This window comes from Actinomadura rudentiformis (assembly GCF_008923185.1).
In the GTDB taxonomy this organism is placed as follows: Bacteria; Actinomycetota; Actinomycetes; order Streptosporangiales; family Streptosporangiaceae; genus Spirillospora; species Spirillospora rudentiformis.
The window spans coordinates 1-26,366 of record NZ_WBMT01000033.1; the positions used below are offsets into that span (position 1 = coordinate 1).

30 protein-coding genes and 1 pseudogene are annotated in these 26,366 nt (G+C 65.9%); 18 read left to right on the top strand and 13 right to left on the bottom strand.

What is annotated here, in order from left to right:
* The 6 genes from F8566_RS50650 to F8566_RS46640 form a co-directional block, all read left to right on the top strand.
* A partial coding sequence (locus F8566_RS50650; RefSeq protein WP_225994159.1) for a hypothetical protein occupies positions 1-294 on the top strand: 294 nt, incomplete at its 5' end.
* Entirely contained in the window at positions 281-739 is a 459-nt protein-coding gene (locus tag F8566_RS46620; protein WP_151570380.1) for a hypothetical protein, read from the top strand. The genes F8566_RS50650 and F8566_RS46620, both read left to right, overlap by 14 nt.
* A 239-nt stretch (positions 740-978) precedes the next feature.
* A complete protein-coding gene (locus tag F8566_RS46625) occupies positions 979-1,947 on the top strand; it encodes a hypothetical protein (protein WP_151570382.1) in 969 nt (322 codons plus the stop codon).
* Between the two features lie 54 nt (positions 1,948-2,001).
* A complete protein-coding gene (locus F8566_RS46630; RefSeq protein ID WP_151570384.1) occupies positions 2,002-2,769 on the top strand; it encodes a vWA domain-containing protein in 768 nt (255 codons plus the stop codon).
* A 39-nt stretch (positions 2,770-2,808) separates the two neighbouring features.
* Positions 2,809-3,627 carry a PP2C family serine/threonine-protein phosphatase gene (locus tag F8566_RS46635; protein WP_225994160.1) on the top strand — a complete coding sequence of 273 codons (819 nt, stop codon included), beginning with the start codon at positions 2,809-2,811 and terminating at the stop codon, positions 3,625-3,627.
* Positions 3,624-4,823: a hypothetical protein gene (locus tag F8566_RS46640; protein WP_225994161.1), complete on the top strand. Its 1,200-nt coding sequence runs from the start codon at positions 3,624-3,626 to the stop codon at positions 4,821-4,823. Before F8566_RS46635 ends, F8566_RS46640 begins: the two co-directional genes overlap by 4 nt.
* A gap of 50 nt (positions 4,824-4,873) precedes the next feature.
* Here the strand turns inward: F8566_RS46640 and F8566_RS46645 are convergent, their stop codons facing one another.
* The 3 genes and pseudogenes from F8566_RS46645 to F8566_RS52005 form a co-directional block, all read right to left on the bottom strand.
* Entirely contained in the window at positions 4,874-5,332 is a 459-nt protein-coding gene (locus tag F8566_RS46645; RefSeq protein ID WP_151570386.1) for a hypothetical protein, read from the bottom strand.
* Positions 5,322-6,698: a WD40 repeat domain-containing protein gene (locus tag F8566_RS46650; RefSeq protein WP_264159547.1), complete on the bottom strand. Its 1,377-nt coding sequence runs from the start codon at positions 6,696-6,698 to the stop codon at positions 5,322-5,324. Before F8566_RS46650 ends, F8566_RS46645 begins: the two co-directional genes overlap by 11 nt.
* 85 nt (positions 6,699-6,783) lie before the next feature.
* A pseudogene (locus tag F8566_RS52005) lies at positions 6,784-7,578 on the bottom strand (CHAT domain-containing protein); the annotation flags it as partial.
* A gap of 132 nt (positions 7,579-7,710) precedes the next feature.
* On the opposite strand from F8566_RS52005, the gene F8566_RS52010 reads away from it, so the two are divergent.
* A complete protein-coding gene (locus tag F8566_RS52010) occupies positions 7,711-8,064 on the top strand; it encodes a nucleotide pyrophosphohydrolase (RefSeq protein WP_225994162.1) in 354 nt (117 codons plus the stop codon).
* A gap of 528 nt (positions 8,065-8,592) precedes the next feature.
* Here the strand turns inward: F8566_RS52010 and F8566_RS46665 are convergent.
* Positions 8,593-9,018 (bottom strand): ATP-binding protein, encoded by a 426-nt coding sequence (locus F8566_RS46665; protein ID WP_151570390.1) that lies wholly within the window; start codon positions 9,016-9,018, stop codon positions 8,593-8,595.
* A gap of 333 nt (positions 9,019-9,351) precedes the next feature.
* On the opposite strand from F8566_RS46665, the gene F8566_RS46670 reads away from it, so the two are divergent.
* The 7 genes from F8566_RS46670 (at position 9,352) to F8566_RS46700 (ending at position 12,603) form a co-directional block, all read left to right on the top strand.
* On the top strand, positions 9,352-10,233 hold the full coding sequence (locus F8566_RS46670) for a helix-turn-helix domain-containing protein (protein ID WP_151570392.1): 882 nt from the start codon (positions 9,352-9,354) through the stop codon (positions 10,231-10,233).
* Positions 10,230-10,412: a DUF397 domain-containing protein gene (locus F8566_RS46675; protein ID WP_151570394.1), complete on the top strand. Its 183-nt coding sequence runs from the start codon at positions 10,230-10,232 to the stop codon at positions 10,410-10,412. Before F8566_RS46670 ends, F8566_RS46675 begins: the two co-directional genes overlap by 4 nt.
* Positions 10,413-10,425: 13 nt before the next feature.
* On the top strand, positions 10,426-10,674 hold the full coding sequence (locus F8566_RS46680; protein WP_151570396.1) for a DUF397 domain-containing protein: 249 nt from the start codon (positions 10,426-10,428) through the stop codon (positions 10,672-10,674).
* Positions 10,631-10,813: a DUF397 domain-containing protein gene (locus F8566_RS46685; RefSeq protein ID WP_151570397.1), complete on the top strand. Its 183-nt coding sequence runs from the start codon at positions 10,631-10,633 to the stop codon at positions 10,811-10,813. The genes F8566_RS46680 and F8566_RS46685 overlap by 44 nt, the downstream gene beginning before the upstream one ends.
* A gap of 13 nt (positions 10,814-10,826) precedes the next feature.
* A complete protein-coding gene (locus tag F8566_RS46690) occupies positions 10,827-11,012 on the top strand; it encodes a DUF397 domain-containing protein (protein ID WP_151570399.1) in 186 nt (61 codons plus the stop codon).
* Positions 11,013-11,035: 23 nt separating this feature from the next.
* The gene (locus F8566_RS46695) at positions 11,036-11,221 is read left to right on the top strand and encodes a DUF397 domain-containing protein (RefSeq protein ID WP_151570401.1); all 186 of its coding nucleotides are present in this window, start codon (positions 11,036-11,038) and stop codon (positions 11,219-11,221) included.
* Between the two features lie 425 nt (positions 11,222-11,646).
* A complete protein-coding gene (locus F8566_RS46700) occupies positions 11,647-12,603 on the top strand; it encodes a HEAT repeat domain-containing protein (protein ID WP_192810249.1) in 957 nt (318 codons plus the stop codon).
* Between the two features lie 178 nt (positions 12,604-12,781).
* Here F8566_RS46700 and F8566_RS46705 read toward each other — a convergent pair whose 3' ends face one another.
* From F8566_RS46705 to F8566_RS46725, 5 genes are all read right to left on the bottom strand, one after another.
* The gene (locus tag F8566_RS46705) at positions 12,782-13,366 is read right to left on the bottom strand and encodes a dihydrofolate reductase family protein (RefSeq protein ID WP_151570405.1); all 585 of its coding nucleotides are present in this window, start codon (positions 13,364-13,366) and stop codon (positions 12,782-12,784) included.
* Positions 13,367-13,753: 387 nt separating this feature from the next.
* A complete protein-coding gene (locus tag F8566_RS53210; RefSeq protein ID WP_192810250.1) occupies positions 13,754-13,981 on the bottom strand; it encodes a helix-turn-helix domain-containing protein in 228 nt (75 codons plus the stop codon).
* A complete protein-coding gene (locus F8566_RS46715; protein WP_151570407.1) occupies positions 13,948-14,490 on the bottom strand; it encodes a Crp/Fnr family transcriptional regulator in 543 nt (180 codons plus the stop codon). The genes F8566_RS53210 and F8566_RS46715 overlap by 34 nt, the downstream gene beginning before the upstream one ends.
* Before the next feature lie 6 nt (positions 14,491-14,496).
* A complete protein-coding gene (locus tag F8566_RS46720; RefSeq protein WP_151570409.1) occupies positions 14,497-14,691 on the bottom strand; it encodes a hypothetical protein in 195 nt (64 codons plus the stop codon).
* Positions 14,692-15,294: 603 nt separating this feature from the next.
* Positions 15,295-16,674 carry a cytochrome P450 gene (locus tag F8566_RS46725; protein WP_151570411.1) on the bottom strand — a complete coding sequence of 460 codons (1,380 nt, stop codon included), beginning with the start codon at positions 16,672-16,674 and terminating at the stop codon, positions 15,295-15,297.
* 569 nt (positions 16,675-17,243) lie between these two features.
* Here F8566_RS46725 and F8566_RS46730 point away from each other — a divergent pair.
* Positions 17,244-19,127, top strand: coding sequence for a DUF2075 domain-containing protein (locus tag F8566_RS46730; protein WP_225994163.1), 1,884 nt, complete (start codon positions 17,244-17,246; stop codon positions 19,125-19,127).
* Between the two features lie 140 nt (positions 19,128-19,267).
* On the opposite strand, the gene F8566_RS46735 is transcribed toward F8566_RS46730, so the two are convergent.
* Positions 19,268-19,564: a hypothetical protein gene (locus F8566_RS46735; protein ID WP_151570413.1), complete on the bottom strand. Its 297-nt coding sequence runs from the start codon at positions 19,562-19,564 to the stop codon at positions 19,268-19,270.
* A 377-nt stretch (positions 19,565-19,941) separates the two neighbouring features.
* Here F8566_RS46735 and F8566_RS46740 point away from each other — a divergent pair, with 377 nt between their 5' ends.
* Positions 19,942-21,105: a hypothetical protein gene (locus F8566_RS46740; RefSeq protein ID WP_151570415.1), complete on the top strand. Its 1,164-nt coding sequence runs from the start codon at positions 19,942-19,944 to the stop codon at positions 21,103-21,105.
* A 215-nt stretch (positions 21,106-21,320) separates the two neighbouring features.
* On the opposite strand, the gene F8566_RS52520 is transcribed toward F8566_RS46740, so the two are convergent.
* Positions 21,321-21,449, bottom strand: coding sequence for a hypothetical protein (locus F8566_RS52520; RefSeq protein ID WP_264159548.1), 129 nt, complete (start codon positions 21,447-21,449; stop codon positions 21,321-21,323).
* A gap of 252 nt (positions 21,450-21,701) precedes the next feature.
* Positions 21,702-22,661: a hypothetical protein gene (locus tag F8566_RS46745; protein WP_151570417.1), complete on the bottom strand. Its 960-nt coding sequence runs from the start codon at positions 22,659-22,661 to the stop codon at positions 21,702-21,704.
* Between the two features lie 639 nt (positions 22,662-23,300).
* Here F8566_RS46745 and F8566_RS46750 point away from each other — a divergent pair.
* Both F8566_RS46750 and F8566_RS46755 read left to right on the top strand, forming a co-directional pair.
* Complete coding sequence (locus F8566_RS46750) at positions 23,301-23,486, top strand: hypothetical protein (RefSeq protein ID WP_151570418.1); 186 nt, start codon at positions 23,301-23,303, stop codon at positions 23,484-23,486.
* Between the two features lie 313 nt (positions 23,487-23,799).
* Positions 23,800-25,257, top strand: coding sequence for a lysyl oxidase family protein (locus F8566_RS46755; protein WP_151570420.1), 1,458 nt, complete (start codon positions 23,800-23,802; stop codon positions 25,255-25,257).
* A 160-nt stretch (positions 25,258-25,417) separates the two neighbouring features.
* Here the strand turns inward: F8566_RS46755 and F8566_RS46760 are convergent, their stop codons facing one another.
* Positions 25,418-26,356, bottom strand: a complete 939-nt coding sequence (locus F8566_RS46760) for a LysR family transcriptional regulator (protein WP_225994164.1) — start codon at positions 26,354-26,356, stop codon at positions 25,418-25,420.
* Positions 26,357-26,366: the final 10 nt, after the last annotated feature.

Below are 26,366 nucleotides of genomic sequence, written 5' to 3' on the forward strand. Positions count from 1 at the left end.
CAGCAGGCCGCGCCGCAGCAGGCCGCGCCGCAGCAGGCCGCGCCGCAGCAGGCCGCGCCGCAGCAGGCCGCGCCGCAGCAGGCCTGGCCGCCGCCGGAGGCCGCGGAACGGATCCGCACCCGTAACGAGGAACTCGCCGCCAAGAGCGGCTCGCAGGCCGGTGTCTCACAGACCGGTGGCTCGCAGACCGGGACGTCGATGCGTTCCTGCCTGTTCCTGCATGCCCAGGCGCTCCTCGATGCCGGGCTGACCGGCCAGATGGTCACCGAGGCGGTGTCGCGTGGCAGGTCATGAGGCGTTCGGCGGTCCGGCCGCGCTCGAGGTCGGCGCGCACTGGCATTGGATGGTCGAGAATTGGGCGACGCGCAATAACATCCGCGCCACGACCGGAACATCCTCGATCAGTCTTGAAATCGATCTTCCAAAGGCCGATCGCGTCGTCACGATACGATTCACCACGGCCAGTGGATTGCTCGTCGCGTTCATCACCGACGGCCGTTCCCTCCAGCGAGATCAATTGGCTCTCGCCGCGGCGGCCGCGAACGCGTGGAACACCGAGCAATTGATCCCGATGCTCTCGGTGTGGGACGTCCGCGGGCCACACCCCTTCCTGGCCGGAGTGTGCGTATTGCCGCTGGCCAGCCAGATGAGCCAGCCGATTTTCGACGATCTCGCTGATCATTGGCTGGCGCAGGTGCGGCAGATGTTCACCCGGTGCCATCAGGTATTCAAGCTCTAGGGATTCGCCCCGAATACGGCTGAATGACCGGGCATCTGGTGGCGGTCTTGTCGTACAATCAGGTGCCTTCACGACCCAAAGGGGGCACCATGGGTCAGAGGATCTTCAGCACTGCGATCCGGGGGATCTCTCTCGCAATTCTGATCACGGTGCTGCTGCCGCCCGGGAATGCGGCAGCGACCTCATCAGAGCCCGCCTGCCCGGCAAATGATCCTTACAGCGCACAATTGCCCTGCCTGATGCGGCAGGTCGCGGCCGCGAAGGGAAAGCGGATCACCGCCCCCCTCCCGGCGCCCCTCGCGATCGACAAGGAGATCGCCGACCCGGCTGCCTGGAAGGAGTACGCGCAGGATCTGAAGGGCGGCGACCTCGTGGTATCGGTCCCCGCTCGCGGTCAGAAGGGCGAAGGTCAAGGCCGGGGCCAGGGCGAAGGCCGGGGCCGGGGCCAACCTCAGGTGTCCGAGGAAACCGGGCCTGGCGGGACCGTCCTGCTGATCCTCGCGCGCAAGGAGAATCGCCGCATCTCACCGGACATCACGGTCAGCGCGCTCAGGCCAGAGACCCTCAGGCCGCTGATGGAAGCCGGGCTCTGCGACGACGGCCTCTGCGACGCAGTCAGCAAGAACACCAGCCCGTCAGCGCGGGACCTCATCAAGAACGACCTCGCCACGGACATCGAGGACTCGGGCGGCGGAGGGCCACGGATCCTCTGGTTCCTGGTCGCGTTCGGTGTCGGGCTGGCTCTGCTCGGGTGGCTGCTTCTCATGGTGCGCCGAGGCTCGGGACGCGCACGCCGCCCAGCATTTGCCACCGAGCCCTCCGAGCGCCTCCAGCCCAGGCCCATGTATCACGGCGTCCACCCCGAGCCAGCCGGCCACGCCGGTCCAGCCGGTCCAGCTCAATGGGAGAGCCGCCGCATACCGATGCCGCGCGGCCCCAAGCGCACCGCCACCGTGCGCACCGCACTTCACCCCCAGGGATACGTCGAACTCGACCGCTGCCTCTACCGGGCCGTCTGGGCAGACCTCGTCGCGCCGCCACCGACCTTGGGCGACGACGTCGACGTGGTCGAGGGAACGGGTAAGGACGCCGACATCCTCTTCGCTTTCGCACGCCCGTCACGGACCCGGCCAGGCCCCGGGGCCGGCCCGGGGTCCCGACCTGGTTCTGGACCTGGTTCCGGACCCGGCCGACGGGTCGACCACTGACCGGCAACACGACAGACCGACGACACAACATGGGGAGAACGGGGAGAACAGCACATGCGACGTGACCAGCAACCACGCCCCAAAAGCCCTCCGGCGGACTTCGCTCACATCGAGATCGGCAACAACGCGCAGCGTCTCCCGCTCGTGCTCTGCCTCGACACGTCCCATTCCATGCGAGGGACCCCCATCGAGTCGCTGAACGAGGCGCTCCGTTCCTGGACCCGAGACCTGCGCGACGACGTGAGCCTCAGCGCCAGCGTCGAGATCGCGGTCATCACGTTCGGCGGTCAGTGCGTCAACGCCTGGCAGGGCCCGTACCCGCTGCCGCCCCAGGCAGGGGTCAGCCCGTTCGTGTCGGCCGGAGCCTTCCAGCCGCCGCAGCTCATGGCGTCCGGGGTCACGCTGATGACCGAGGCGCTGGAGCTCGCCATGCAGATCGTGATGGCGCGCAAGCAGGAGCTGCGGCAGTCCGGACTCCAGCACTACCGCCCGCAGATCTGCCTCGTGACCGACGGCATCCCGACCGACCGGAACGGTCACCCGACCGACCGCTGGCGGCGGCTGGTCCCGGTGCTGTCCCACGAGCAGCAAGAACGTCGCTTCCGGCTGTACGCCATCGGCGTCGGCGGCGTCACGTCCCACGGCGCGCAGGTCCTGGAGGCGCTCGCACCCAAGTTCAACGCCCGGCTTGAAGGCTTCCCGTTCCGGGATCTCCTCCAGATGATGTCGGCCAGCGCCAGCGCCGAGCAGAAGGGCGCGGGCGACGAGGTCTTCGAGAAGATCTTCAGCCGCTTCACCCAGCGGCCGGCATGGGAACACTGAGCGGGAGGCCGGGGTCGTGACGAGCGAGAGGCCGGGATCGTGAGCGGGCGCGGCGACGGGATCGTGAACGGACGTGGCGAACGGCGGCGTACGGCATGGCGGGTGCACGGCCTGAGCGTCACGGGATACCGGCACCGGCGCGACGGCGTTCCCTGCCAGGACGCATGGCGCGCCGATGACACCGGACCGGTGACGGTGCTGGCGGTCTCCGACGGCGCGGGCAGCCGCTCCCGTTCCGCCGAGGGATCCAAGATCGCGGTCAAGCTGGCCACTGACCGCTTCGGCCGGCGCGTGTCCGGCCGCCGCACGGAGGCGACGGCGGTGCACGGGCTGCTGCGCGCGGCCTACCGGGAGGTGCGGGACGAGTTCCTGCGCCAGACCGCCGAGGCCCCCGACGACTTCGCCGCGACGCTCACCGTGGTGGTGCTCGCGCCGACCTGGATCGGTCACTTGAGCGTGGGCGACGGCTTCGTCCTCCTGCGCGCCGGAGTCGAGGACGGCGAGCCGCAGTTCCATCTGCTTCCGACCGCGCCGGAGGTCAGCGAGTACAGCAACGAGACCGTGTTCCTGACGTCGTCCGACGCCGAGAAATGGGTGCGTACCGCCTGCGTACGCGACAGCGGCGTCGATGGGGTCCTGCTCTCCACCGACGGTCTCGCCCAGGCCGCGCTGGCGAACTCCCACGGGCGGCCCCAGATACCCAACGCCTCGTTCGCCTCGACCATGTTCGCCTCACTCGAAAACGCGGGAGACGATCCCCACGCCGACACCGAGGCGCTGGCCGCCTTCCTCCGTTCGGACCGGGTGACCGCCGTCAACGCCGACGACAAGACCGTCCTGCGGGCGGTGCGGTCATGACCGGGCCATTGGGAAGCACGCCCGTGACCGGGCCAGCGGTCCTCCTCGACGGCGAACCAGTAAAGCTCGCCGACCGTCCACTCAAAGCCGGTGGTCAGGCGGCGGTGTTCCCCGTCATCTCGAACGAGGGCATCGTCGTCAAGCTCTACCGCGAACCTCCTGGCGCAGACCAGGAGCGCCGCCTCCAGCGGATGCTGACGATGGCGCCCCTAGGGGGCCGTCCTACACACTCGTCCCAGCCGCCAGAACTGGCGTGGCCGACCCAACTGGCCCGTAGCCCGAGCGGTCAGTTTCTGGGATACGCCATGCCGAAGTTCGGCGAGCCAGAGCATGTCCAGTTGGTTGCGCTGTTCGGACGTTCAATGAGACTCCGGCACTTCCCGCAACGCGCTGATTGGCGTTTCCTGCTCGGCATCAGCTGGAACCTCGCCTTCATGGCAGCACGCATGCACCAGGAACACCTGGTCATCGGCGACTTCTCCAGCAACAACGTCGTGGTGGACCGCGACGGCTTTGTGACGTTCCTTGACTGCGACTCCATCGCGTTCACCGATCCGGGGACAAGCGAGTACTTCCCTTGCCTGATGCAGACTGCCGACTACAGCGCGCCTGAACGCCAGAAGGGCAGCCCAGCATCTCCTGCCACAGACGACTTCGCCTTGGCCGTCCTCATCTACCAGCTACTGACCGGCGGCAACCATCCCTTCGGGGGCGTACGCAGGGACAGCGACTCGGAGGCGACCGTTGCGGACAACATCGCCGCAAGCTGTTCCTACGTCGTCTTGCCGCAACAAGTCATCGTCCCTCGCGGCGTCATCGATCCCGTCGTTCTGCCACCGTCACTCCTGGAATTGGCCCGTGAAGCCTTCGGCCCAGGCGTGCTCAACCCCGCCGCGAGGCCCACTGCTCGTGACTGGCTACGCGCCCTCAACGCAGAACGGAGCCGCGTCCAGGTGTGCCCGGATCGTCCAGGCCACACGTACGGCTCGCATCTTCAAAGCTGCCCTTGGTGCACCCACACCGCCGCGACAGGCCAAGACCTCTTCAACGAGATGACCACGGCGCCTTCGCCTGCCTACCCACTCGCACCAGCGCCAGCCGGGGGCCTGCAAACACGAACAGCCCTGATCGCGATCAGCATCACCGTAACGATCCTGGTCGTACTCCTCCTCATAGCCCTGATAGCAAACTCCTGACGCCCGCCCGGCGAACGCCCTCCGGACGCCGCTCCGGACGCCAAGGCTCCCTACGAGCCTTCCGACCGCCAAACACCACGGTGCCGGTCGTAGCGAATCGTCCCCTTGCCAAGGCTCGACAGGTCTGTCGAAACCAGCGCCGCGTACGCCTCGTCCGGCAGGTCGGCTTCCAGTGCGATCTGCAGGCGCGTCACGGGATCTTGCAGAACGAGAACGGGCGCTTCGCCGGCCGCCCCGCGGCGCCCACCGACCGCTTTCCCGACCAAGCCCTTGAGCCCACGCGTGGCCTCGCCCGCCAAGGTCGTGCCGATCCCACTCAGGAACGCGTGCAGCGGCAATGCCGCCAGCACCAGCCACTGCAGATCCCCCGGCCCTCGCCGGACGGGAACGACCCGTACCCGCGGCTCGACCCCGAGTTGAGCGAAGGCCGACGCCACGGCACGTTCCTCGCCCTCCCGGAACTCCGAGCTGACCAGAATCTCGGCCGCGATCCGCCCCTCACCAACCATCGCCGGTGTTCCCCTCCGTGATTCGCCAGATATGCGCGGTGCTGTCGCTTCCGGCGGTGGCCACCCGGTGCCCGTCCCCGCTGAACGTCACCGCACGCAACGAACTGTCGTGGTGAAGCCCGAAAAGCTCTCGCCCATCCCCCGCATCCCACACTCGCGCGACGTTGTCCCAACCCGCAGTGGCCAGCCGTCGCCCATCCGGACTGAACGCCACGGCCCGCACCGAGCTGTCGTGCGCAAGACGCAACAGCTGCTTCCCGCTACCCGCGTCCCACACGCGCACGGACTTATCCTCGCTGGCCGTCGCAATCCGACGCCCATCGGGATTGAACGCAACCCCTGGCACCGAAGCCTCATGCCCCAACTGCACAATCAAACGTCTACTCACCACATCCCACACACGCCCAACCCCATCCTCACTACCGCTGACCAACCGCCTCCCGTCCAGGCTGAATGCGACGCTCCGCGCCGAAGCACCAATCGCAAGGCGCGACAGCTCCTGGCCGTTGACCGGATCCCACAACCGCACCGACTTGTCCTGGCTGGCCGTCGCTACACAACGCCCATCCGGGCTAAAGGCCACACTCGCCACCGAGCCCTCATGGCTCAGCCGCACAACCAAACGTCCACTGGCCACATCCCACACACGCCCAATCCCGTCCTCACTACCTGTGGCCAGCCGTGTCCCATCCGGGCTGAAGGCCACCGAGGTGACGACGTTGAGCCAACCTGGGTGCTTAAACGAATGTGTCTGGCGCCCACTGACCGAATCCCACAATCGCGCCGTACCGTCACTACTTGCTGTGGCGAGCCATTGCCCGTCAGGACTGAACGCGACTCCAATGACGCTCTTGCGATGCCGCACGGTCAGCTCATTTCGGAATCGCCAAGGCGACCGTGCCGAATCCTCGCTGGTGACCGAAGCCCGCGTCTCCGCAAGAGCCGCCCTCGCCGAAACGAACAATCCATCCGGATCCTCCGCAGCCGGATCCAATGCGAGCAGCCGTTCCCTCACTTCCAGAACAGCATCCCAGCGTCCAGCCGCGTGATGCCCTCGTGCCTCCTCGTACAACGATTGCCGCTGCCGAAGCGCACCCTCATCAGGCGCTTCCACCCGAAGCGTGTAGGTCGCCTTCTTCAACAAGGTCTGCGGGCCAGGCGCGCCGTCAGTCGCAAAAATATGGCCGTCATCCGTGGCTCGCAGGTAGAGCACCGGAGTGCCCCACTCCAGCGTGTCCTTCTTGGCCCTCCGCATGGCCCGCCGCGCCCGCATGACACTGGTGTCGACCGGCAGGCCCTTGGCCACGTACTGATAGAACGTCGTCCCGAACGTGATCGCGGCCGGATCGCTGATCCCGAACTGCATGGCCACCACGGCCGGGATCCCCCTGCGCACAGCCGCCCCCGCCGTGCTCGAAAAGACATCCAGAGCACTCATGCCCGGTGTCACAGGCATTCAGCACGACCAACCTCAGCGTCGAATGCTCGCCGAGCAATCGGCTCAGGTCATCCGCGCCAACCGGATCCGTCCCACCCCGCTCGTCCGCCAGCGAAATGGTCCCCTCTCCGCTATCCCGATCCCATCCCCCATGGCCCACAAAATGAAAAACGTGCCAGGGCCCTTGGTCCAGCGCGTCCTCCAGATCCCCATAAGTCTGGCCATCGACCCAGGCCAGCTCGACAAGCCCCCGACGTTCCAGCTCAGCCAGAGCCGCGGCCAGCAGCCGCTGCTCCTCCTTGACTTCCAACGCAGCCTGATCCCCAGGCCGCGCCACCATCCCAAGAATCCGCAGCGGCGCCGCGACGACCAGCGGCTGACGCCCAGCCAGCACATGCGGATATCTCACCACCGGTTGGCTCAGCCCCAGATAGTCATGCCGCACCGGATCGAACAAGAACTCCCACGGCAGCCGAGCCAGCTCCGGCGCCCTGATCCGCAACACGAGCCGCGGCACGGTCCGCTCATGAAGGCTGGCCATGTAGAGCCCGTGCACCCGCCCGGTGAACAGCGCCTCGAAAAGCCGCCGCCCCAATTCCTGCACCGGCTCTTCGTCCCTGGACGCCACCCGCCGCGCGACCGCCGACGAGGCCAGCACGAACCCACTGATCGCCGCGAGCTCGTGGTCCAATTCGTCCACCGGCAACGGCAGCCGCATCGCACTGTCAACGACCTCAGCGGGCGTGCGCACCCTGACCGGATAGATCCCCGCTTCCCCCGGCCCGATCTCGATCTCGAAATTCTGCATGCTCGCCCCTCGGGCGACTACCCCCGCAGCCTAAATTGCGAGCCCTGCCCCGATCGTACGCAATCCCCCAAAAGGCGTCATCAGCTTTGCATTGATCACTCCGCACACTTTGATCGCCCGTACGCTGGCCCTGTGACGAGCATCAATGACCTGGCCGACCGTCTCCGCGCCTTCGCCACGGAACGCGACTGGGAGCAGTTCCATACGCCCAAAAACCTGGCGATGGCCCTGGCCGGCGAAACAGGCGAACTCCTAGCCGAGCTCCAATGGCTGACTCCCGAAGAGTCCTGGAAGGTCATGGACGACCCCGAAGCCGCCGCCCGCCTGAAGGCCGAGTTCGGCGACGTCTTCCTCTACCTGATCCGCCTAGCGGACCTCCTGAACGTCGACCTCCTGGAAGCCGCAGCCACCAAGCTCGACCAGAACGCCCAACGCTACGACGCCGACACCTACCGAGGCTCAGCCCGCAAGGCCCCGCCCCTCTAAAGCTCGCCCCGCACGTAAGTGCGATAACTAGAGATCAGCTGCTCACCGGTCAACTCCAAAGGCCATCGGCTCATCACACCACTACAGCGGTCGACCACCAGCAACGTCCCACCGGCGCAAGGCCGAGCAACAAAGACCTCCTCAAACTCCTCGATCACCAACGGGTCCCACCAAAGAAGACATCAGCCCGCCGCCAAGCCTCCGCCCGATCCACGACCATCGGCCGAACGGAGTAGGCGGCGAAGACGTCCCTCACACTCTTCAGCGTCCGGCACTCAGACGTCCCGCACCCACGGCAGACCAGGCGCCCATACGGATCGCCCCCTGGCCGATGCGCTCCCAAGATCGTGGACAGCGCCGCACTGGATGCCAGAACAAGCCGCCGGCTCTCGCGAACGAAATCCCGGCTACAGACATCAAGCTGCGATTCATCAAGGCCGACCAAGACCCTGTCGATCGCAGCCGGATCAGCCCGCAACGCCCCGGTCATCATCGAGTGAACGCATTGCTGGACGCGTTGCTGCGTCGTCACGATGCCCACTCCCCCGCGAATACGGCAGTGACCGTCCGCCCCTCCTCGTTCCCGTGCCAGCTCCAACTCGCCGCAGTCAGCGCCACGGTCCGCAAACCACGCCCCGATTCATCGAGCTCTTCGGCGTCTCGCGCCACGACCTCGCCCGGACCGCCCTGGTCAGCGACCGAGACCGCGACCCCGTTGGCCCCGCGCATGATCTCGATGGTGAACGTCCCACCATCCTGACCGGACTTCGTGTGCCGGATGGCATTGACGACAAGCTCACCGGCGACCAGCAGCACCTCATCGAGATAAGGACAGCCGTCCAGCAAACAGGCGACGAACCTCCGTACGGCGCGAGCCTGCTCCGGGCCGCCGGGAAAGGATCGCCGCCAGTACAGCGGCACGGGTCCAGCCTCGAAGACCATCGCCGTGGACATGAGCACTCCTCGATGTGCAGATCACGTGGAACCCGGGCCGTTCCGCAGTTCCATCGTCACAAGAGGTTGCCATCAGCTCACGAGAAATAGCCGTTAGATGGCCTTCCAGGCTCGATTCGCACAATCCACTCCGCAACATTCACGCCGCGCACGTCCAGTAACCGCACGTGCAGTACCTGAACGTGCAGAAAAATCTTGACGCAATCGCCTGGCCAGCACCTTTACCGTCGCCATGACCTGATCCGGCCATACCATTGCCCATCAGGCATCAGTTGCAGAAAGTTATTGATCCATACGCACCGTAATCAAGGCTCCGTTCAAGGGAGAACGGCCATGCCAAGCCCCTACGTCCGCCGTCGCCGTCTCGCAGTCGAACTCCGCAAGATCCGCGAGGAGCGCGACATGACCGCAGACGAACTCGCCCGCATCGTCTACCAGTCCCGCACCAAGATCACTCGCCTGGAGACCGGCGCCATCCGCCCGGACCTAGCCGAGATCATGGACCTGCTAGACCGCCTAGGCGTCACGGGTCCGCGATACGACAAGGTCGTCCGCCTAGCGCGAGACGCCGCCCAGAAGGGATGGTGGGATTCCTTCGGCGATTCCATGGGCGCCCGCCAGCGCCTCTACGCCGACCTCGAGTCCGGCGCCGCCACCATCCGGGGTTACAACCAGACCGGCTTCCCTGCGGTCTTGCAGCTGCCCAACTTCATCAAGGCCCTTGTTCAGCTCGACGAGCACCAAGGGCTACTGGACTATCGACCAGACCGGATGGCGGATGCTCGTGCACACCGCCAGCGCCGCCTTCTTCAACCGGACGGTCCCTCATACGAGACCGTGCTTGACGAGTGCGTTGTTCACCGACTGGCCGTGCCACCAGCATTGATGGCTGACCAGCTGAGACACTTGATCGACGTGGTCACAGAGGAGCCGCGTATCTCCATCCGGCTTCTGCTCCACAACGCTCGCGTTCCTGGAGGGCTACTGCCCAAGTCGTCCTTCTTCCTCTACACCTTCGCCGAGCCAGCCGACCCGACGATGGCGGTGATCGATACTGTCGCGACCGACCTTGTGCTTACTGACCGACGCGCCGTGGCTCGGTATACCGAGCACTTCAATCGGCTTCAGGAAGCTGCACTGTCCAAGGCAGACAGCCTCGCCTTCCTCGACCAGGTAGCCGACCGGCTGATAAACGAGGCAGGATCGGAGGCATGACCAAGCACTACACCGGCTGGCGCAAGGCAAGCCACAGCGACCCCAACGGCGAGTGCGTCGAAGTCGCAAAAAGCCCGGACGGCAGCATCGGCCTCCGCGACTCCAAGGCACCAGGCCCCATCGTCGAGCTGACTCGGACCGAATGGATCTCCCTGCTCATGGCGCTAAAACACAGCTGATCGAACATGCGCCATGAACAGTCACGCGAGCTGGCGCAAGTCAAGCCACAGCAACCCCGATGGCGACTGCGTCGAGGCAGCCCAGGCGAACGATGACAACATCGGCACCCGTGACTCCAAGGACGGCGCCGGGCCGATCATCGAGTTCGCTCCTACGGCATGGGCCGCGCTGATCGCGGCCTCCGTCTCCGCTGACCAGGCGAGGCAGGATCGGAGGCATGACCAAGGACTACACCGGCTGGCGCAAATCAAGCCGCAGTGAGCCAAACGGACACTGCGTCGAGGTCGCCCTCGCCGTCGATGGAGCCGCCGGGCTCCGCGACTCTAAGGCGCGGGCCCCAATCGTCGAGCTGACTCGGACCGAATGGACGTCCCTGCTCACGACACTGAAGAACGAGTAATCAAGGCGCACCCATGAGCACCGACGGCACAGGATGGCGCAAGTCAAGCCACAGCGACCCCGATGGCGACTGCGTCGAGGCAGCCCGGGCGAGCGATGGCAGCATCGGCGTCCGCGACTCCAAGGACGGCGCCGGGCCAATCATCAAGTTCACCCCCACAGCATGGGCCGCACTACTAGCGACCCTCCGAACCCGCTGACCACGCGAGGCAGGATCGGAAGCATGACCAAGCACAACACGGGCTGGCGCAAATCAAGCCACAGCGAACCGAACGGCGACTGCGTCGAAGTCGCCCGCGCCGCCAACGACACCTTCGCCCTGCGCGACTCCAAGGCGGCCACTGGCCCGCTCCTAACGCTCACCAACACGCAATGGGCGGCCTTCCTCGCAACTCTCCGCAACCACTGATCCGTCGTACGCGGCCGCTTCTCGCTCGAGCGCCTCGCCAAACGTTCTCAGGCGCAGCTGTCTGAAAGTGTGTTGGCGGGTGCCAGGCACCGGAAACGCTGCACCGCGAGGTCGATGCCCTTCCGCGTTCGTTCGAAGCAATGTCGTCCAGCCTGCGGCGGCACCGGCCATGTCGGTGCCTGGGCACGGCCCCGCGAGCCGGGCACATGGCCTTGGTCCTGATCGTCCGGGCGGAGAGCATCACAGCAGATGGCGCCTCGCGGCCACAAGCCAGGATCCCCCCGAATCGATTCGACGCAGCGTGAACGATTCGCCACAATCTGATCTGGACCGTTGGTACGACCGGCATCACACACCGCCAGAGTCCCGAGATGGAGACAGTCGGTAGGGGTAGGCAAGAACTCACAAGGTGCTCAGGGGAATCGATGGCGTGGTGGAAGAGAAAACCTGTCACTCGCTGCGAACTGTGCAGCACAAAGCTGCCGGCGGGGTCGGTGATTGCGGGCTTCGAACAGGTCTATGTGGCCGACGGGGAGACGAAGCTTATTGAGCTAATCTGTGATGCTTGTTGGCAGCGCCATCTGCCCTTCGCGGCTGAGGCTGATGCCAGATTCCGGCGCGAAAACCCGTTCGAGGAGGTATGCGCCCGGCTCCGGGATGGCGACGCGGAGGTGCGTGGCACCGCGGCACGGCAACTGGCGCGCCTGGGGGACGAGCGAGCGGTGGCCGCCTTGTGCGATGCCTTCGCGCGGGAGGAGTGGCGTTTTCCAGTCGCCGGGGAGATCCTCGACGCGTTGGCCGCGCTGGGCGGTCCCGAGGTGGAGAGCACGCTGATCGCCGAGTTGAACGACGTATCGGCGTGGCACAGGCCGTCCTCCGGCGACCAACCGATGCGATCTCATGCCGACTACATCGCTCGCGCCCTGCTGAAGATGGGCGGGGCGCCACTGCTGTTGCGGGTCCTGTTCGACACGATGGCATCGACGACCCTCCAGCCCGCCATCAGGGCGGGTGCAGCGAGTTACCTGTCCCACATCGCCTACAACTCCGCAGTCGGCTACAGCATGACCGGATGGGGCGACGGGAAAATGACCGCCGTCGACCGCGATTCGATGGTCGAACCCCTGATGCGCGCGCTGCGCGACGAGTCCGCGAGGGTTCGGGAACATGCGGCAAGAGCCTTGGGGCACCTCGGCGACAAGAGGGCGCTGCGGAGCCTCCTCGAGCTGCTCGGCGACGAGAATCGCAGTGTGCGCTATCGCGCGGCGCAGGCGTTGGGCGACCTGCGCGACAAGCGCGCGGCCCCAGCGCTCCGCCAGGCACTGAAGGACGACCGCGAGATCGGCGCGGCGGTCCGGGAGGCGCTGGCCCAGCTGAGGTGAGCTCAAGCTGTTCACCGATCCACTCGTGGTGGAACATGCGGTGAACCTGGTCGCGTTGTACCACAACCTTCCCGGGCGGGCGGGTTGTGCGTGGATGCCGATATGGGAGACCGTCACGGCCACCGCCCGCGAGGTAACGAACGGCGATCGCTGTGGTCGTTCGACCTCCCCCGCAGATTTATGCCGCAGCCCCCTCCTTCACGACGCGGAACCGCAGGTGCGTGACCGCGTTGGAGGCGATCACCTGCGTGCGCTCCAACTCGATGTGCCCCAGGTCGTCCAGCAGCCGGGTTCCGGCGCCCAGCACGACCGGCACCAGGTTGATCTGCAACTCATCCAGCAGCCCCGCGTCCAGGAACTGCCGTCCCGCCTGGGCGCCCATCACGATCACGTCCTTGTCGCCGGCAGCAACCTGGGCGGCCTTGAGCGCGGTCTTGATGCCGTCGGTGACGAAGGTGAACGTCGCGCTCTTCATGACAAGTTCGTCGCGGGCCTGGTGGGTGAGCACGAAGGTCGGCACCGGATACGGGGTGTCCTGCCAATGGGGCAGACCGACGTCGAACGTACGCCTGCCGACCACGACCGCGCCCGCAGAGGCGTTCATCCCGGCGACGACCTCCTTGTCGCGCGGATCGGGCCGGTCGGTGAACATCCACTCGTGCAGCCGCATGCCGCCCTTGCCCATGGGATGCTCCGCGCCGATGTCCGGACCGGCGACGAAGCCGTCCAACGACATGCTCTTGTACAGCACCACGGTGCCCATCGAGACCTCCTGAACGTCGTCCTCAGGAGTTGGACCGCCCGGTCTCCCCAAACTCATCGGCACAGCTGGGAGCGGATTCCACAAGATCCTCCGCAGAATCATGCGAGACAGACGGACCAGCACCAGCAGCGCTTGACGGCCAGGAGCCACAATCCGCCAGCACGAACCGATCCGGAGCCGATGCCTGGAACGAGTTCGGCCACGAACGCACGGACCTTGCAGGACCTCACCCACGTAGCCGCATCCGTATGGGATGAGCACCCAGAGCAGGGATGGCGAGCGCCCTGTCCATTACGCCGTCCTAACCCACCTTGTGCGTGCGTCGCGCAGTAGGGCAGCTGACTTCGAGACGCGCCCTAGACGCAGCCCAGCGCCCCCACCATCGAGCTAAGCCGCCCCCGGGTGGGGAAAGCTCCTGCCGTGACCACCTTGCGCCGACTCGAAGTCCGGCATCGCAACACGAGCGGTGCGTGCCAGCTCGCGCACCCGAAGAACCCGGATCGACCGGTTCCCGGTGGCGATGAGCCCGCGCTGCCGCCACTCCCGCAACTTCTGCTCGACAGCCTCCCGCGTGCAACCGATCAGGCTGGCCAGTTCCGCCTGCGACAGTGGCACCCGAATGGCGCTACCCCCTCGGCCACAGCCTGATCAATGACGATCAAGTCCAGCAGGGCTTTCGCCAGCCGCCACCCGACCGGCTCGTAAGCGATCTGAGCCGCGTGCTGCTGCGTCCACGCCGCACGACGCGCAAGATCGCGAGTGACCGTCTCCCAAGCCGTCGGTTTGCTGTTGAGAAACGACATGAAGGTGACCTGGCTCATCACGACGGCGTCCACGTCGGTGAAGGCCGACGCGGTGCCCAGCGCGTAATCATTCACGGCATCGCCGACTCCGGCGATGTCACCGGGGCCGATGACCGGAAACATCAAGGCCGATCCGCCGGGCGCGGCCACGGTCACCTTGACCAGGCCGGTCCGGACAAGGGCCACCACGAGTGGCCGCCCTTCACCGTAGATCACCTCACCCGGGCCGAAACGCCGGCTGCGGCCGACCCTCATCAGCTCCACCCGCTCGCCTGGCCTCAGCCGGCCGTAGAAGGAATGCTGAGGCCACCACACCGCCACGCCGGCTCACCTGCCCCGGAGAGCTTTGATGATCGGCGGCACGGCTCCCAGCAGCGCGCCGAGCGCGACAAGCACCCCCGCGATCACCTCGGGCTCGTTCGGGCCGAGCCAGAAGATCACAAAGGCTGCCAGCGCAACCACGACCAGCACCACTACCGCGCCGACCCACAGCGCCAGCGGATCGTTCACATGCTTCTGCACCTGCGTGTCCCTTCGTGCCATTCGCCGAGTCCATGCGACGTGCGGGGAAGTCACGAGTCGGCGCCGCCTGTGGAAGTGGAGGCGATCCCGCACCGGGGCCCGGGGGGCTCTCTCGTGATGCACGTCACTGCTGCGGGATCAACGGTAGACGTTGGCCGTCACGCTGAATAGCCGGACGAATACCATGCGGTATACGAAAGTCACTAGCAGTGATCGCCGGTTACCCCGCGCACCGAGGCGCTGGAACATGTGCGAACATGCAGAAAGCCCCCGGGCTTCCACCCCCAGGGGCCCTATCTGCGGCGATGCATCGGACTCGGCGAAGAGACACGACCGCGCCTGTTCACACCGTAGGCCAAACGCTGAGTGAACCCCTCCGACCAAGTTCGGAGTGCACGGACATTTCGTCCAGAGTTACGAAACCGCGACCTTTGCCGCGCGCCTGCCATCCAGTTTCGAAACCGCGGCTGATGCATGTTCGGAGGCCGACGCGTCTCCTCTGCAGACATGCGGTTCATCCAGGAAGAGCCAAGAAACGGCGGCACCGCCGGGTTTCGTCCGCCCCGGTCGGTGACCGCCAGAGAGCTACCGTGTCGCGCACCGTCACCAGGCGACGGGCAAAGCCTTCGGCTGCCGGATGACGCCTGTCCACTGCCAGACGAGGTCCTCAGGCGCCGCGGCAAGACGCAACGCGGGCATTTCCTCCAGGAACAGTTTGAAGGTGACTTGAAGCTCCATGCGGGCCAGTGGAGCGCCAGGGCAAACATGGGCTCCCGACACGAACGCGAGGTGCGGGTTCGGTGACCGCTCAAAGTCAATCCGCTGCGGGTCGGCGAAGACTCGCTCGTCCCGCGCCGCCATGTCATGTGACGGGATCACAAGCTCTCCGGCTCGGACAAGGACACCGCCGAGCTCCACGTCAACGAGGGCGCGCCGTGGCTGCGACGCTCCATAGATGCTGTTCGGAACGACGCGCAGCATCTCCTCGACCGCACCCGGCACCAGATCCGGCTGGCTACAAAGCCGACGGTAAAGCAATGTGCCGTCCTCATCGAGGCTGGTCAGCAGGAGGTAGGCGAACATCACGATGGACGCGGCGGTGCTCTCCCAGCCCGCCACGACCAGGCTCGCGCCGAGCAGAGCAGCCTCCTCCGCGGAGACCCCGGCGGCATCAGCGTTCGTGATGATCACCGACAGCAGGTCGTCGACCGGAGCAGAGCGGCGCGCAGCCATGACCTCGGCCATGTAGCCACACATCGCGTACACGGCCGCCTGGTTCTTCTCGTGAGCACCGGGCCCAGTGGCCATCAAGCCCTGCCCCCATACCCGGAACTTGGAGCGATCCTCCTCAGGGATGCCGAGTTGCCCGCCGATGGTCCCCAGCGTCAACGGCATCGCAAAATCCTCGAACAGGTCCGCCTTGCTGCCGGACGACATCATCCGGCGGAGGACATCAGCCGCGAGGCTCTCCACCATCGGCCGTAGCCGTTCGACCCGCGACGGAGTGAACTCCTTGGCGACCAGCCCGCGGATCCGCCGGTGATGCTCCCCGTCCAGCGCGTTGATGATGGGCGACATCTTCAGGAAAGGCTTGACACCATCCGCCTGGGCCCGGCTGAACACCTCGCCGTTGCGGTACACCTCAAGACATTCCGGCATGCCCGTGACCAGCCACGCCTCAGTATCGGGCTGCCCCGCCGGAAGTGTGACCTTGGCGAGGGGATTGCCCGCCAGCGCAAGGTGCGCCTGGGCGAGATCGAGAGGACCGGAGCCCGACCGATCGAACGGGAAGTGCGGACACTCGGACGCAGAAACACCAGGAGTATCGATCAAAGCCACGTCGGCACCTTCCGAACGGGCTCCTCTGCTGCTGAACAAGAGATCATCAGAGAATGGAAGTTCTGTCAACGGGTGGCTTCGTGAGAATTCAATGGGCGGTGAGCCGCCGTCGACCGGAAGAGCACATCCGTGCTTTATGGTCATATTTGCTCGCCGTTACGCGGGTAGGCAGCGAGGTCCCAGAACAAAGCTCCTCTGCTGCAACTGCCTACTCCGGCGTGGCCGAGCCCTCCAGCAGGAAGCTGACCCCCGTACCTTCAATGTTGACGGAGCCGCCGAACGCTCGCCTCGATCAACCAGTTACCAGCCCCACGGCAGTCCCAGCGCCGACGCCGGCCTGGCGTTCACCTCGCGCACCTTGGGACTGGCTCGGGCCGCCGTGTCCGCTGTCGGCCGCGGCATCGACGTCGCCGTACAGGCACGGTGGAGATGGGAGAGCTTGTCGAGCACTGCACGGTGCTGGATAGCGGGCTGGAGCGTTCCCCCGTGGCGACGAGCCGATACCCGCCAAGCTCTTCCGTCACCACACCTGCCAAGCTACGACAGCCCTCGCCACTCGCGACTTGACCGCCAATGTGACCTGAAATGTCGTTGATCGTCGATAGTCTTTCGCCGTAACCGAGATGCGGACCGCCGGACTTCCACCGATCCCCTGATCACGGACATGTCCCCAATACCGCACGAGATCTTCGTGCTGCCTGGGGGTAGGTCCCGTGACGGTCTTCCGTCGCACCGCGGAAGCGCTGCTGTCTCCGTTGGAACAGCAACTCAGCTCGATCCTTGCCGAGCATCTGAAGATGGCCGCGAACCTCAACGTGTCGGACTCGGAGAAGCGGGCCTGGGACCGAAGCCTCCCCATCCTCGCCCACGACCTCGTTGAGGCCGGGCTCGGCCAGGTCGAGATGCTCATCGAGTACCAGCTGCCCCTGACGAGCAAACGCGCCGACGTAGTCCTCGCCGGAGTAGATCGCCGCACCGGTGGCGACGCATACGTGGTGGTCGAGCTTAAACAATGGAGCCACGCCGAAGTCTGGGAAGACGATGAGCGCCGCGTCCTCGTCCAGAACATGACGGGCAAGCCCAAGCTGCACCCGTCCCTCCAGGCCAAGGGCTACAGCGACTACATCCTGGACTTCCTCTCGGTCCTGGCCGACCACCCGGACGCACTCCACGCCGTCGCCTACCTCCACAACGCGGCGCGCAACGACGTCATCGACCTCTACGACGTGGTCGAGGACAACCGCACGCGTCTCTTCACCCAGACCACCCGCGGCGCGTTCGTCGATTACCTCCGCGACCGATTCGCCCCCGCACCCGGCGCCCCCGCGGCGGACCGCCTCCTCTCCAGCGAGGTGAGGCCCTCCAAGCAGCTCCTCAAGCTCGCCGCCGAAGAGATCAGGAACCGCGAACAGTTCACCCTCCTGGCCGAACAGCGCCTCGCGTACGAAATGGTCCTGCACGCCGTCGACAAGGCTCAGCACGAAGACCTGAAGACCGTCGTCGTCATCACCGGCGGTCCAGGCAGCGGCAAGAGCGTCATCGCCCTCTCCCTCCTGGGCGAACTCTCCCGCCAGGGCCGCTCAGTACTCCACGCCACCGGCTCCAAGTCGTTCACCCAGACCATGCGGCGCTACGTGGCCAAGGGCTCCAGCAAGACCAAGGCCATGTTCAAGTACTTCAACAACTTCATGGAGGCCAAGAAGAACGGCCTCGACGTCCTCATCTGCGACGAGGCTCACCGCATCCGCGAAGTCTCCGCCAACCGCTACACCGCCGCCCGCCTGCGCACCGGCCGCCCTCAGGTGGACGAACTGATCGACGCCGCCCGCGTCCCCGTCTTCCTCCTCGACGAGCACCAGGTCGTACGCCCCGGCGAGATGGGCACCGTCGCCCAGATCCAAGCCCAAGCCGAATCCAAGGGCCTCACCGTCCACCACGTCTCCCTGGACGAGCAATTCCGCTGCGGCGGCAGCCGCAAATACGAAGAGTGGGTCCTGGCCCTCCTAGGCCTAGATGGCGACACCCCCACCCCCTGGGAAGGCGACGACCACTTCGACGTAACCCTCGCCGACTCCCCCTACGACCTGGAAGCCCAGCTCAAAACCCAGCAGTCCCACGGCTATTCCGCCCGCATGACCGCCGGCTTCTGCTGGCCCTGGAGCGACCCCCAGAAGAACCACCTAGGCCAGCCCACCACCCTCGTCTCGGACGTCGTCATCGGCGAGTGGGCCCGCCCTTGGAACGTCAAAGGTGATCGCTCGATCGGCGACGCCCCGCCCAGCGACCTCTGGGCCACCCACGAGGGCGGCTTCGACCAGGTCGGCTGTGTCTACACCGCGCAAGGCTTCGAGTACGACTGGAACGGCGTCATCCTGGGCCCCGACCTCATCTACCGCGACGGCTCTCTGATCACCGTCCGCTCAGCCAGCAAAGACCCCGCCCTCAAACCCAAAACCGTCACAGACACCCAAGCCGACCGCCTGATCCGCAACACCTACAAGGTCCTCCTAACGAGAGGCATGGCCGGCACCATCCTCTACTCCACCGACCCCGAAACCCAGACCTACCTCGCAGGGCTACTCCGAGCCGAACACTGACCAAGCACCCCTGTCGAGATTCCGAAGGAACCTCAGCTTCTTGGGCGGCTTGGCCGATCTGGCTAGGGCCGGTACGAACTCAGGAGGGCCGGGAGCTGGGCAGCTAGGTTCAAGCGTGACTGCACCAATGCCCGATGTGTTCAGGTGTCCTGCTGAGCGTAGGGCGGCACCGAAGCGCGGAGCCGTCGGGCGACGCGCAGCACCTCATCGCGATGCTTGGCTGAGACCAACCAGCCTGGCAGTCTCGGCAACATGCCGTCCGGGTCGGGGCCTGACCTGCGAAGGCGGGCTCCGATGTAGGAGTCCAGCAGATCAAGGTGTTCGAGGTTGTAGGCCCACAGAGTGCGTCTGCGGCAGGTGCTCCGCAGCCACAGCGCGAATCCGGCGTGAGGATCACGCCATGGTCTGGTCAGCACACGCTGCTCGTCTTTGAACATGCCGCAGTTCGGGCAACGCAGACGGCGTTCGAATTCTGGGGAAGCCGTGTTCGGAGGAGCCAGAGCCACCTGTAGGCACGCAAAGGCGTTCAGTTGGCTCGCCACGATCGCGCAGCCATCGCACCTGGGACATCGCACGAGGATCCGATTCGAGAACTGCTGCGCCCAAACGCCAGGATCACGAAACTGGCCAACATCCTGCCGCTGCGCCTGCATGGCCCAAGTGTCGAACGGCCCATTGAAATCGGCAATCCGAATTGGGTGTGGTCGGTCTCGTCGACCTTGACGCGCTGCTTCGTAGCGGGTTCGGGTCTGGGTCTTTGCCCCTCAGTGGCACCCGTTGACAGGGTGATCGCGGTGGCGCCAGCATGATCGACATGCTTCGGCGACTTTCGATCATCGCGGTGACCGCGGCGGTGGCCATACAACCGTTCGCCCACGTCGGCGCGGAAACGCGAATGCCCGCAGCCGGCTCTGCGAAGGCCCCCACGTCAGGAGCCCTGGGCGCGAACTTCAACCAGAACCTGGACGCGCTGGACTATCGCGAGTTGAACGAGGCGCGAGTCAGGTGGGTGCGCGGATTCTTCCCGATGCCGGCGGCCGACCAGGGTGCCCCCGCCAAGCACGTCGCGATCCGCACGATCAGCGACGCGGCCAGGCGTGGCCACGACACGATCCTGAGCCTGAAGTTCCCCTACAACGGCACGTCGTTCCCCAAGCCGGGCAGCCCGAGGATGCGGGCGGAGCTGGTCAGGCTGAACAAGGTGCTGCCGCTGGTCATGGGCAAGGTCGACATTCTGACCATCGGCAACGAGCCGTTCATCGAGAGCAAGCCGGCCGAACGTGACCAGCGGCTCAATGTGTTCTACGAGACCGTCGCCAAGCACGTGATCAGCTTCCGGAGCCAGCGCTGCGGCGTGAAATGCGGCACGGCGCTCTACATGGGCGCGCTCAACCGGATCCACCAGCCGGCCCAGCGCACACCCGCGGTCGCGCGCTGGATGGCCTTCGTACGCAAGACGCCGGAGATCAAGGGTGTGGACATCCACCCGCACGTCCCCGCCTCGCGCGACGCCAAGGCCTTCGTCGACTACATCCTGCCGAAGATGCGCAAGGACCAGAAGTTCCTGGTGACCGAGTTCTCGCTGATGCCGCTCTGGCGCCAGCACATGACCGACTCGGTCCCCGCCTCGTTCACCACCAAGTACGGGTTCCCGAAGGGCACCAAGGTCTGGCAGGTGATCAAGGCCGCCATCGATAAGCCGTTCAGTGAACGGAAGTGGGCCGACTTCCTGGGCGCCTGCCCGTGGTTCGCCAAGCAGTCGGGCTTTCTGCGCGAGCAGATGAAGCTGTACCGCGGCACCGGCCGGCTGGCGGTCGCCACATACGCCTTCAAGCAGGACGACCTGATGGTGAAGAACTGGGGCCCGAAGAAGGACCCGTGGCTGCTCAACAGCGTCTACGCCCGCTACACCGTGCAGCCGCGCGGCGAGCTGTCCGGCCGCAGCCCCTGGTTCCGCTCCTTCCGCGCCCTGCAGTAGGCCCCGACCATGACGGCATCACCGTCCTCACTGAAATCCGCGCTGTCCCTAGCCTGGTCGACGGCTGGCGCTCCACCCGTGCCAGCTCCAGGGCCTTTGGTGTCGAGGCGGAAAGAACTGCTCATCCAAGCGAACGTCTGGCTGCAAGTAGCCACAGATGCGACGGCCGACGCGCGGGTCTTCGCCGCCAACACTGATGCTCTGGCCGACCGCTTTCACGCCTGAACGACCAGGTCATCGACGCTCGGCGTTCGCACTAGCTGGCTGATGCCAAGCGTGAGGCCGAGCAGCACAATCGTCGCATTGACACGTTGGCGGCGGGTCTCCGCGAGGGGGATCGGCATGCTGTCAGCGAATACATGGACATGGTGCTTCGGCGGTCGTACTATCCGCGAGGTTTCCTAACGAGCGCAAAGCCGACGATGTGCCCGAGTCCTCGTTGGGACAGCGAACCCTGGGACCTGCTCAATGCCGGTAGTCCATGGTCATTGGGCTGTTACACGGTGAGGGCGCCGACCCAGAAGATGATCTGGATTATCAGGAGGCTTGCGCCGATGATGCTGAGCGCTCTCGGGAGACGATGCACCAGTCGGACGTTAGCTCGCCTTAGAGACGATGGAGAGACCCGCCCGGCGGGCCTCTTCGACACTCGCATGCAGAGCCTCCTCAATGAGACGTGCTCGTTCGGTCAAGTCGTTGATCTCGGCCAAGGCCAACTCGTCGCGGACCGTGCGGGCCAAGAGCTCGCGGTAGTCGTCGTTGCTTTCGGCCAAAGCTTGGATGGCGCGCAACTCGAGCAGTGCCTCATCAGCGGCACGAGTGCGTGCGGCGTAACCTTCCAACGACTCGATGCGTTTGGCCACTGATTCGGTTGCCAAATGCAATGCCTTTTGCTGCGGTCTCAGTGCCTCGACGACCCTCGGGGTGCTCAGGCCAAGTGATCCCCTCGCTTGCATCGCGCGAAGACGGCTCACCTCCGCAAGCGTCTGGGCGACGTCCCAGAGTTGGCGCGGAAGCGTCACTGTGTTGCGCACCTCGTCCAGCAGTCCTTCGCGATGCACGTGTGAGCCGAACACCGTTGCCACAGCAGTTTGCGCACGTTCCAGCAATACTTGCGCCTGGTCATCCAGGTCCTGGGGCCGGATGTACCGCCCTTGGTACCGACGCATCAGTTTTGGCAGCTGCGGCTCACCCGACAGCGTCAGAACGACCAGGAATGCGATCAGTTGCAGCGGCACCCCGATCACGGTGTTGAAGGCAAGGCCGTAGAGGCCGAAGAACAAGATGGGGCAGAAGACCGCAACCTGGGCCGCGAAGCCCAGGAGCCTGATCCACTTGGTGAACGGCCAGCACGCCAGGGTCGGCAAGTAAACCCACACAGGAGCCTGCGCCAACGCCAGGCCAGCCACCTTCAGTCCACGCCCACCGAATCGCGGCCGGGGAATCGTGATGAACGGCGGCGGCAGCATCCGCTCGTGAGCGACGAGGATCGTTCGCTCAGGCTCGGGGATGTCCGGATCGAATACCACGGGGACCGGATGGACAGGATTCGTCATGGTGTCCCCTCGTAGAGGCGGAACCGGGGCACCCTGCCCTCATCGGCCGCCTGCGATCGACAAGTGTCCACCTTCGCCCTACAGCCTAGGTCTGGCCTTTCCGCTGCGCCTCCGTACGTTCGCTTACGCCAGGCGGTGAGCGGCTTGGGCGGTACGCGGGGTATGTCGCCAGCAAGCCGAGAGCTCCCCATGGAACCTCCCTGAGTCGAGAAGGACGAACTGGCGTCCGTCTGACGCACTACAAGGCGACTTGGTTCGCTTCGTGCCCGCGGCCCCGCTGATGCTTGGCGCGCGGCACCGTGCCAAGGCTCGCATGTGATGCCGACGATGGCGCTGTCCATGCCCAGACGCAGGAAGACATCCGTGGGCAGCACGTCCGGACGGCTGGAACGACGGCTATCCCTTTGGCGCCAGCGGCCTTGGCGGTGGGCGAGGCCTTGAGTGCGGCGCGCCATCATCGCCGGGCGCGTTGAGGCGAGGGACCGCGCTCTCTCCCAGACCTCCGGGCGGTCGCAGATCGGCAGCAGGTTCAGGCGTCCATGGCTTGCCGGGAGGAACGCTGGGGCGCGATGACGGCGCCTGGCAGCGGTCGGGGGTGAAGGCCGTCACTGCCGGGAGCAGGCGGCTATCAGCGGGCGAGTGGAGATCCGAGATCTGCGGGTGGTGGCGCTGTGTGCTGGTCGACGCTGGCGCCGGGGCAAGGCGGCCATGAAGCCGGAAGATCGTTTTCTTGGGCGCCCGATTGACCTGCGGGGCAGCGAACTCTATTCGGCCATCCTGCTCGGCCAGGCCGTCGATCAATTAGCCATTTTAATCGAGCGATAAGTCAGCTGAATTCTTGGGACCTCGTGCCGGGATGGCACTATGGCGGCCGCAAGGCGACAGATCGACCAGCCTCGATCACGATTTGTGTCCGCGCGAATACTTTTTAGTTTTGGGCAACCATTGGGAGCCTCTCGGACATCTATAGATAAGTCATGGAGTTCAGGCGGTCGCGGGTCTGCGTTCCTCATTGGAACGGCTCGCGGCCGCACCCCCGCCTGCCCCGAAGTTGCGCGATAGCTCGCGAATATGTGTCTGGAGGATTCCCATCATCCGTTCTCTTCGTCCGGCGGGTTCCCTCGCTCTCGCCGCCGGAATGCTCCTGCTTGCGGCCGGCGGAACGCAGGCGGCGACGGCCGCTCCTCCCAAGCCGGGTCTCCAACTCCTGGTCGCCTCCAACACGGTTACCCTCAACACCACTCCGAACTCGCCCGGCGTGGAGTTGAGTCTCGGCACGTACCTGGGCGCCACGGGTGCGCCTTTTGAGATCCACGTCAAACGCACGTCGTACGGCGATCCCGTCGTGGCGACGCAGATCATCCGGCAGGGCGGCAAGGTCCGGACACGGACGCTGCCGCGCAGCATGGTCAGTGATTTCCTGGGTCTGAAGAAGTTCCTGCACGTCACGCTGACCGACGCCCGGGGCAAGAAGGTCCTCGAACGCGACCAGGGCGTCTGCCCCGCCGGTGAAGGCGCGCGGACGAAGCCTGGCGGGCCGGCTACGTCCCCGTATCCGGCGGGCTGCTCGGCCAATCCGTTCACGCTCGGGTCGGTCTGGGGAATCCAACGCGACTGGGCCATCGCCGCCGGGGGCGACGAAAGCGAGAAGCCGGTCAAGCTCGCGGCCGGCACGTACACGGCCACCCTTACCGTCAACAAGGCCTATCGGGACCTGTTCGGGATCCCCGCGAAACCAAGGACTGTGAAGGTCACAGTACGCATGAGACCGGACGACGAGCGCCCGCAGCCGCGTAAGTCGGCGCCCACGCTCAGGGCGGCGGCCTCGCGGCCCACCGGACCCAACGTTGTGCCCAAGGGCCCCAAGCCCGACCTGCGTTCCCTGCCGGCATGGAACATCAAGCTCACCGACGGCGAGGGCGGCGGGCACGGCCGCGGCGGCGGGCACGGCCGCGGCGGCGCGCACTCGAAAGCCGCGAAGAAGGATTATCTCGCTTTCAGCGCCAACGTCTGGAATGCGGGCCCATCCCCTCTCGTCGTGGACGGCTTCCGTGTCAAGCAGGGCCTCATGGACGCCTACCAGTACTTCTACGACGCCAAGGGCAAGCAGGTCGGCCACGCCAAGACCGGCACCATGGAGTGGGACGCCCGGGACGGCCACGAGCACTGGCACTTCACCGACTTCGCCAGCTACCGGCTGCTGAAGGCCAACAAGACCGAGGTCGTACGCAGCCAGAAGGAGGCGTTCTGCCTGGCCAACACCGACGCGATCGACTATCTGGTCAAGAACGCCAACTGGAAGCCGGAGAACACCGATCTGCACTCGGCCTGCGGTGACCTGTCATCGTTGTCGGTCCGCGAGGTGCTGGACGTCGGCAGCGGCGACACCTACAACCAGGACCTGCCCGGCCAGTCGTTCGACGTGACGAACCTGCCGAACGGGACCTACTACATCCAGGTGATCGCCAACCCCGACCGCCGGCTCTTCGAGTCCAACCTGAAGAACAACGTCGCGCTCCGCAAGGTCATCCTCGGCGGCACGCCCGGCGCCCGCACGGTGAAGGTGCCGCCCCACCAGCTCGTCAACGCCCCCTGACCGCCCCGGCGGACCCGGCTGGTCACACCACCGGCCGGGTCCGCCCGCCCGCTGGCGCGTGCACAGCTTCCGGCCGTTCACACCATCACCACAAGACCACGTGCCTGCCGAGGCGCCTGTCAGAGCAAAGGCCCTCCGTATGGACGCGCCACGCACGCTGTCATTTTTCCTGCTTGCGCCCGGCTTCGCGGCCGGAGCTGGTTGCGTGGGTGGCGAGCAGGTCGAGGACGAGTGCCACCGGGGGCCAGAGTTTGTGGCCTTGGCGTACGACGGCGTACGAGCGCAACTCCACCCGCGGGCCGGTCAGTGGCAGCAGCCTGATGTCCGGGAGTACGGGCTGGTGGGCTGGGAGCAGTCCGATGCCCAGACCGGCGGTGATCAGATCTTGCACCAGTTCAAGGCTGTCGACGTGGTGAGTGATTCTCGGATGGAATCCGGCCATTGAGGCGAGGATGCCCACGACCTGCTCGTCGGCGCTGCTGCGGGAGTTGACGATCCAGTCTCGGTCGCGGAAGGCTGCGAGCACCTCCGGGGCGTCACCATGGGGTACGGAGGCGGTGCGCGGCACGGCCAGGCTCCAGGGCACCGACCACAAAGGCCTGGTCTCCAGAGTCTGGTCCGCGGTGGCCGGGGCGAGGTTGTAGTCGTACGTCAGGGCGAGGTCGATCTCGTCCGCAGCCAGTAGCGCCAGCGCCTCGGCGGGTTCGTGCTCGCGGATGCGCAGCCGCACTTGGGGATGGTCGGTCGCCAGGTTCGCCGTGACCGGCAGCAGCGAACGGCGTACGGCCGTGGCGAAACCGGCGACCCGTACGGTGCCGGCCGGTTCGGCTCCCGGGTCCAGGTCGAGCCGGGCCGCTTCGACGGCGGCGAGGATCGTCACGGCGTGATGCGCCAGGCGGCGGCCGGCGGGAGTCAACCGGACCCGCCGGCCGTGCGGCTCGATCAAGACCGTGTCCGTTTCCCGGGACAGCGCGGCGATCTGCTGGGACACCGCCGAGGTCGTGGTTCCCAGTTCTTCGGCGACTTCGCGCATCGACCCCAGCCGGGACAGCTCCAGCAGCATGCGCAGGCGACGGACGTCCACCTCCACATCATTCATGAATCGTGAA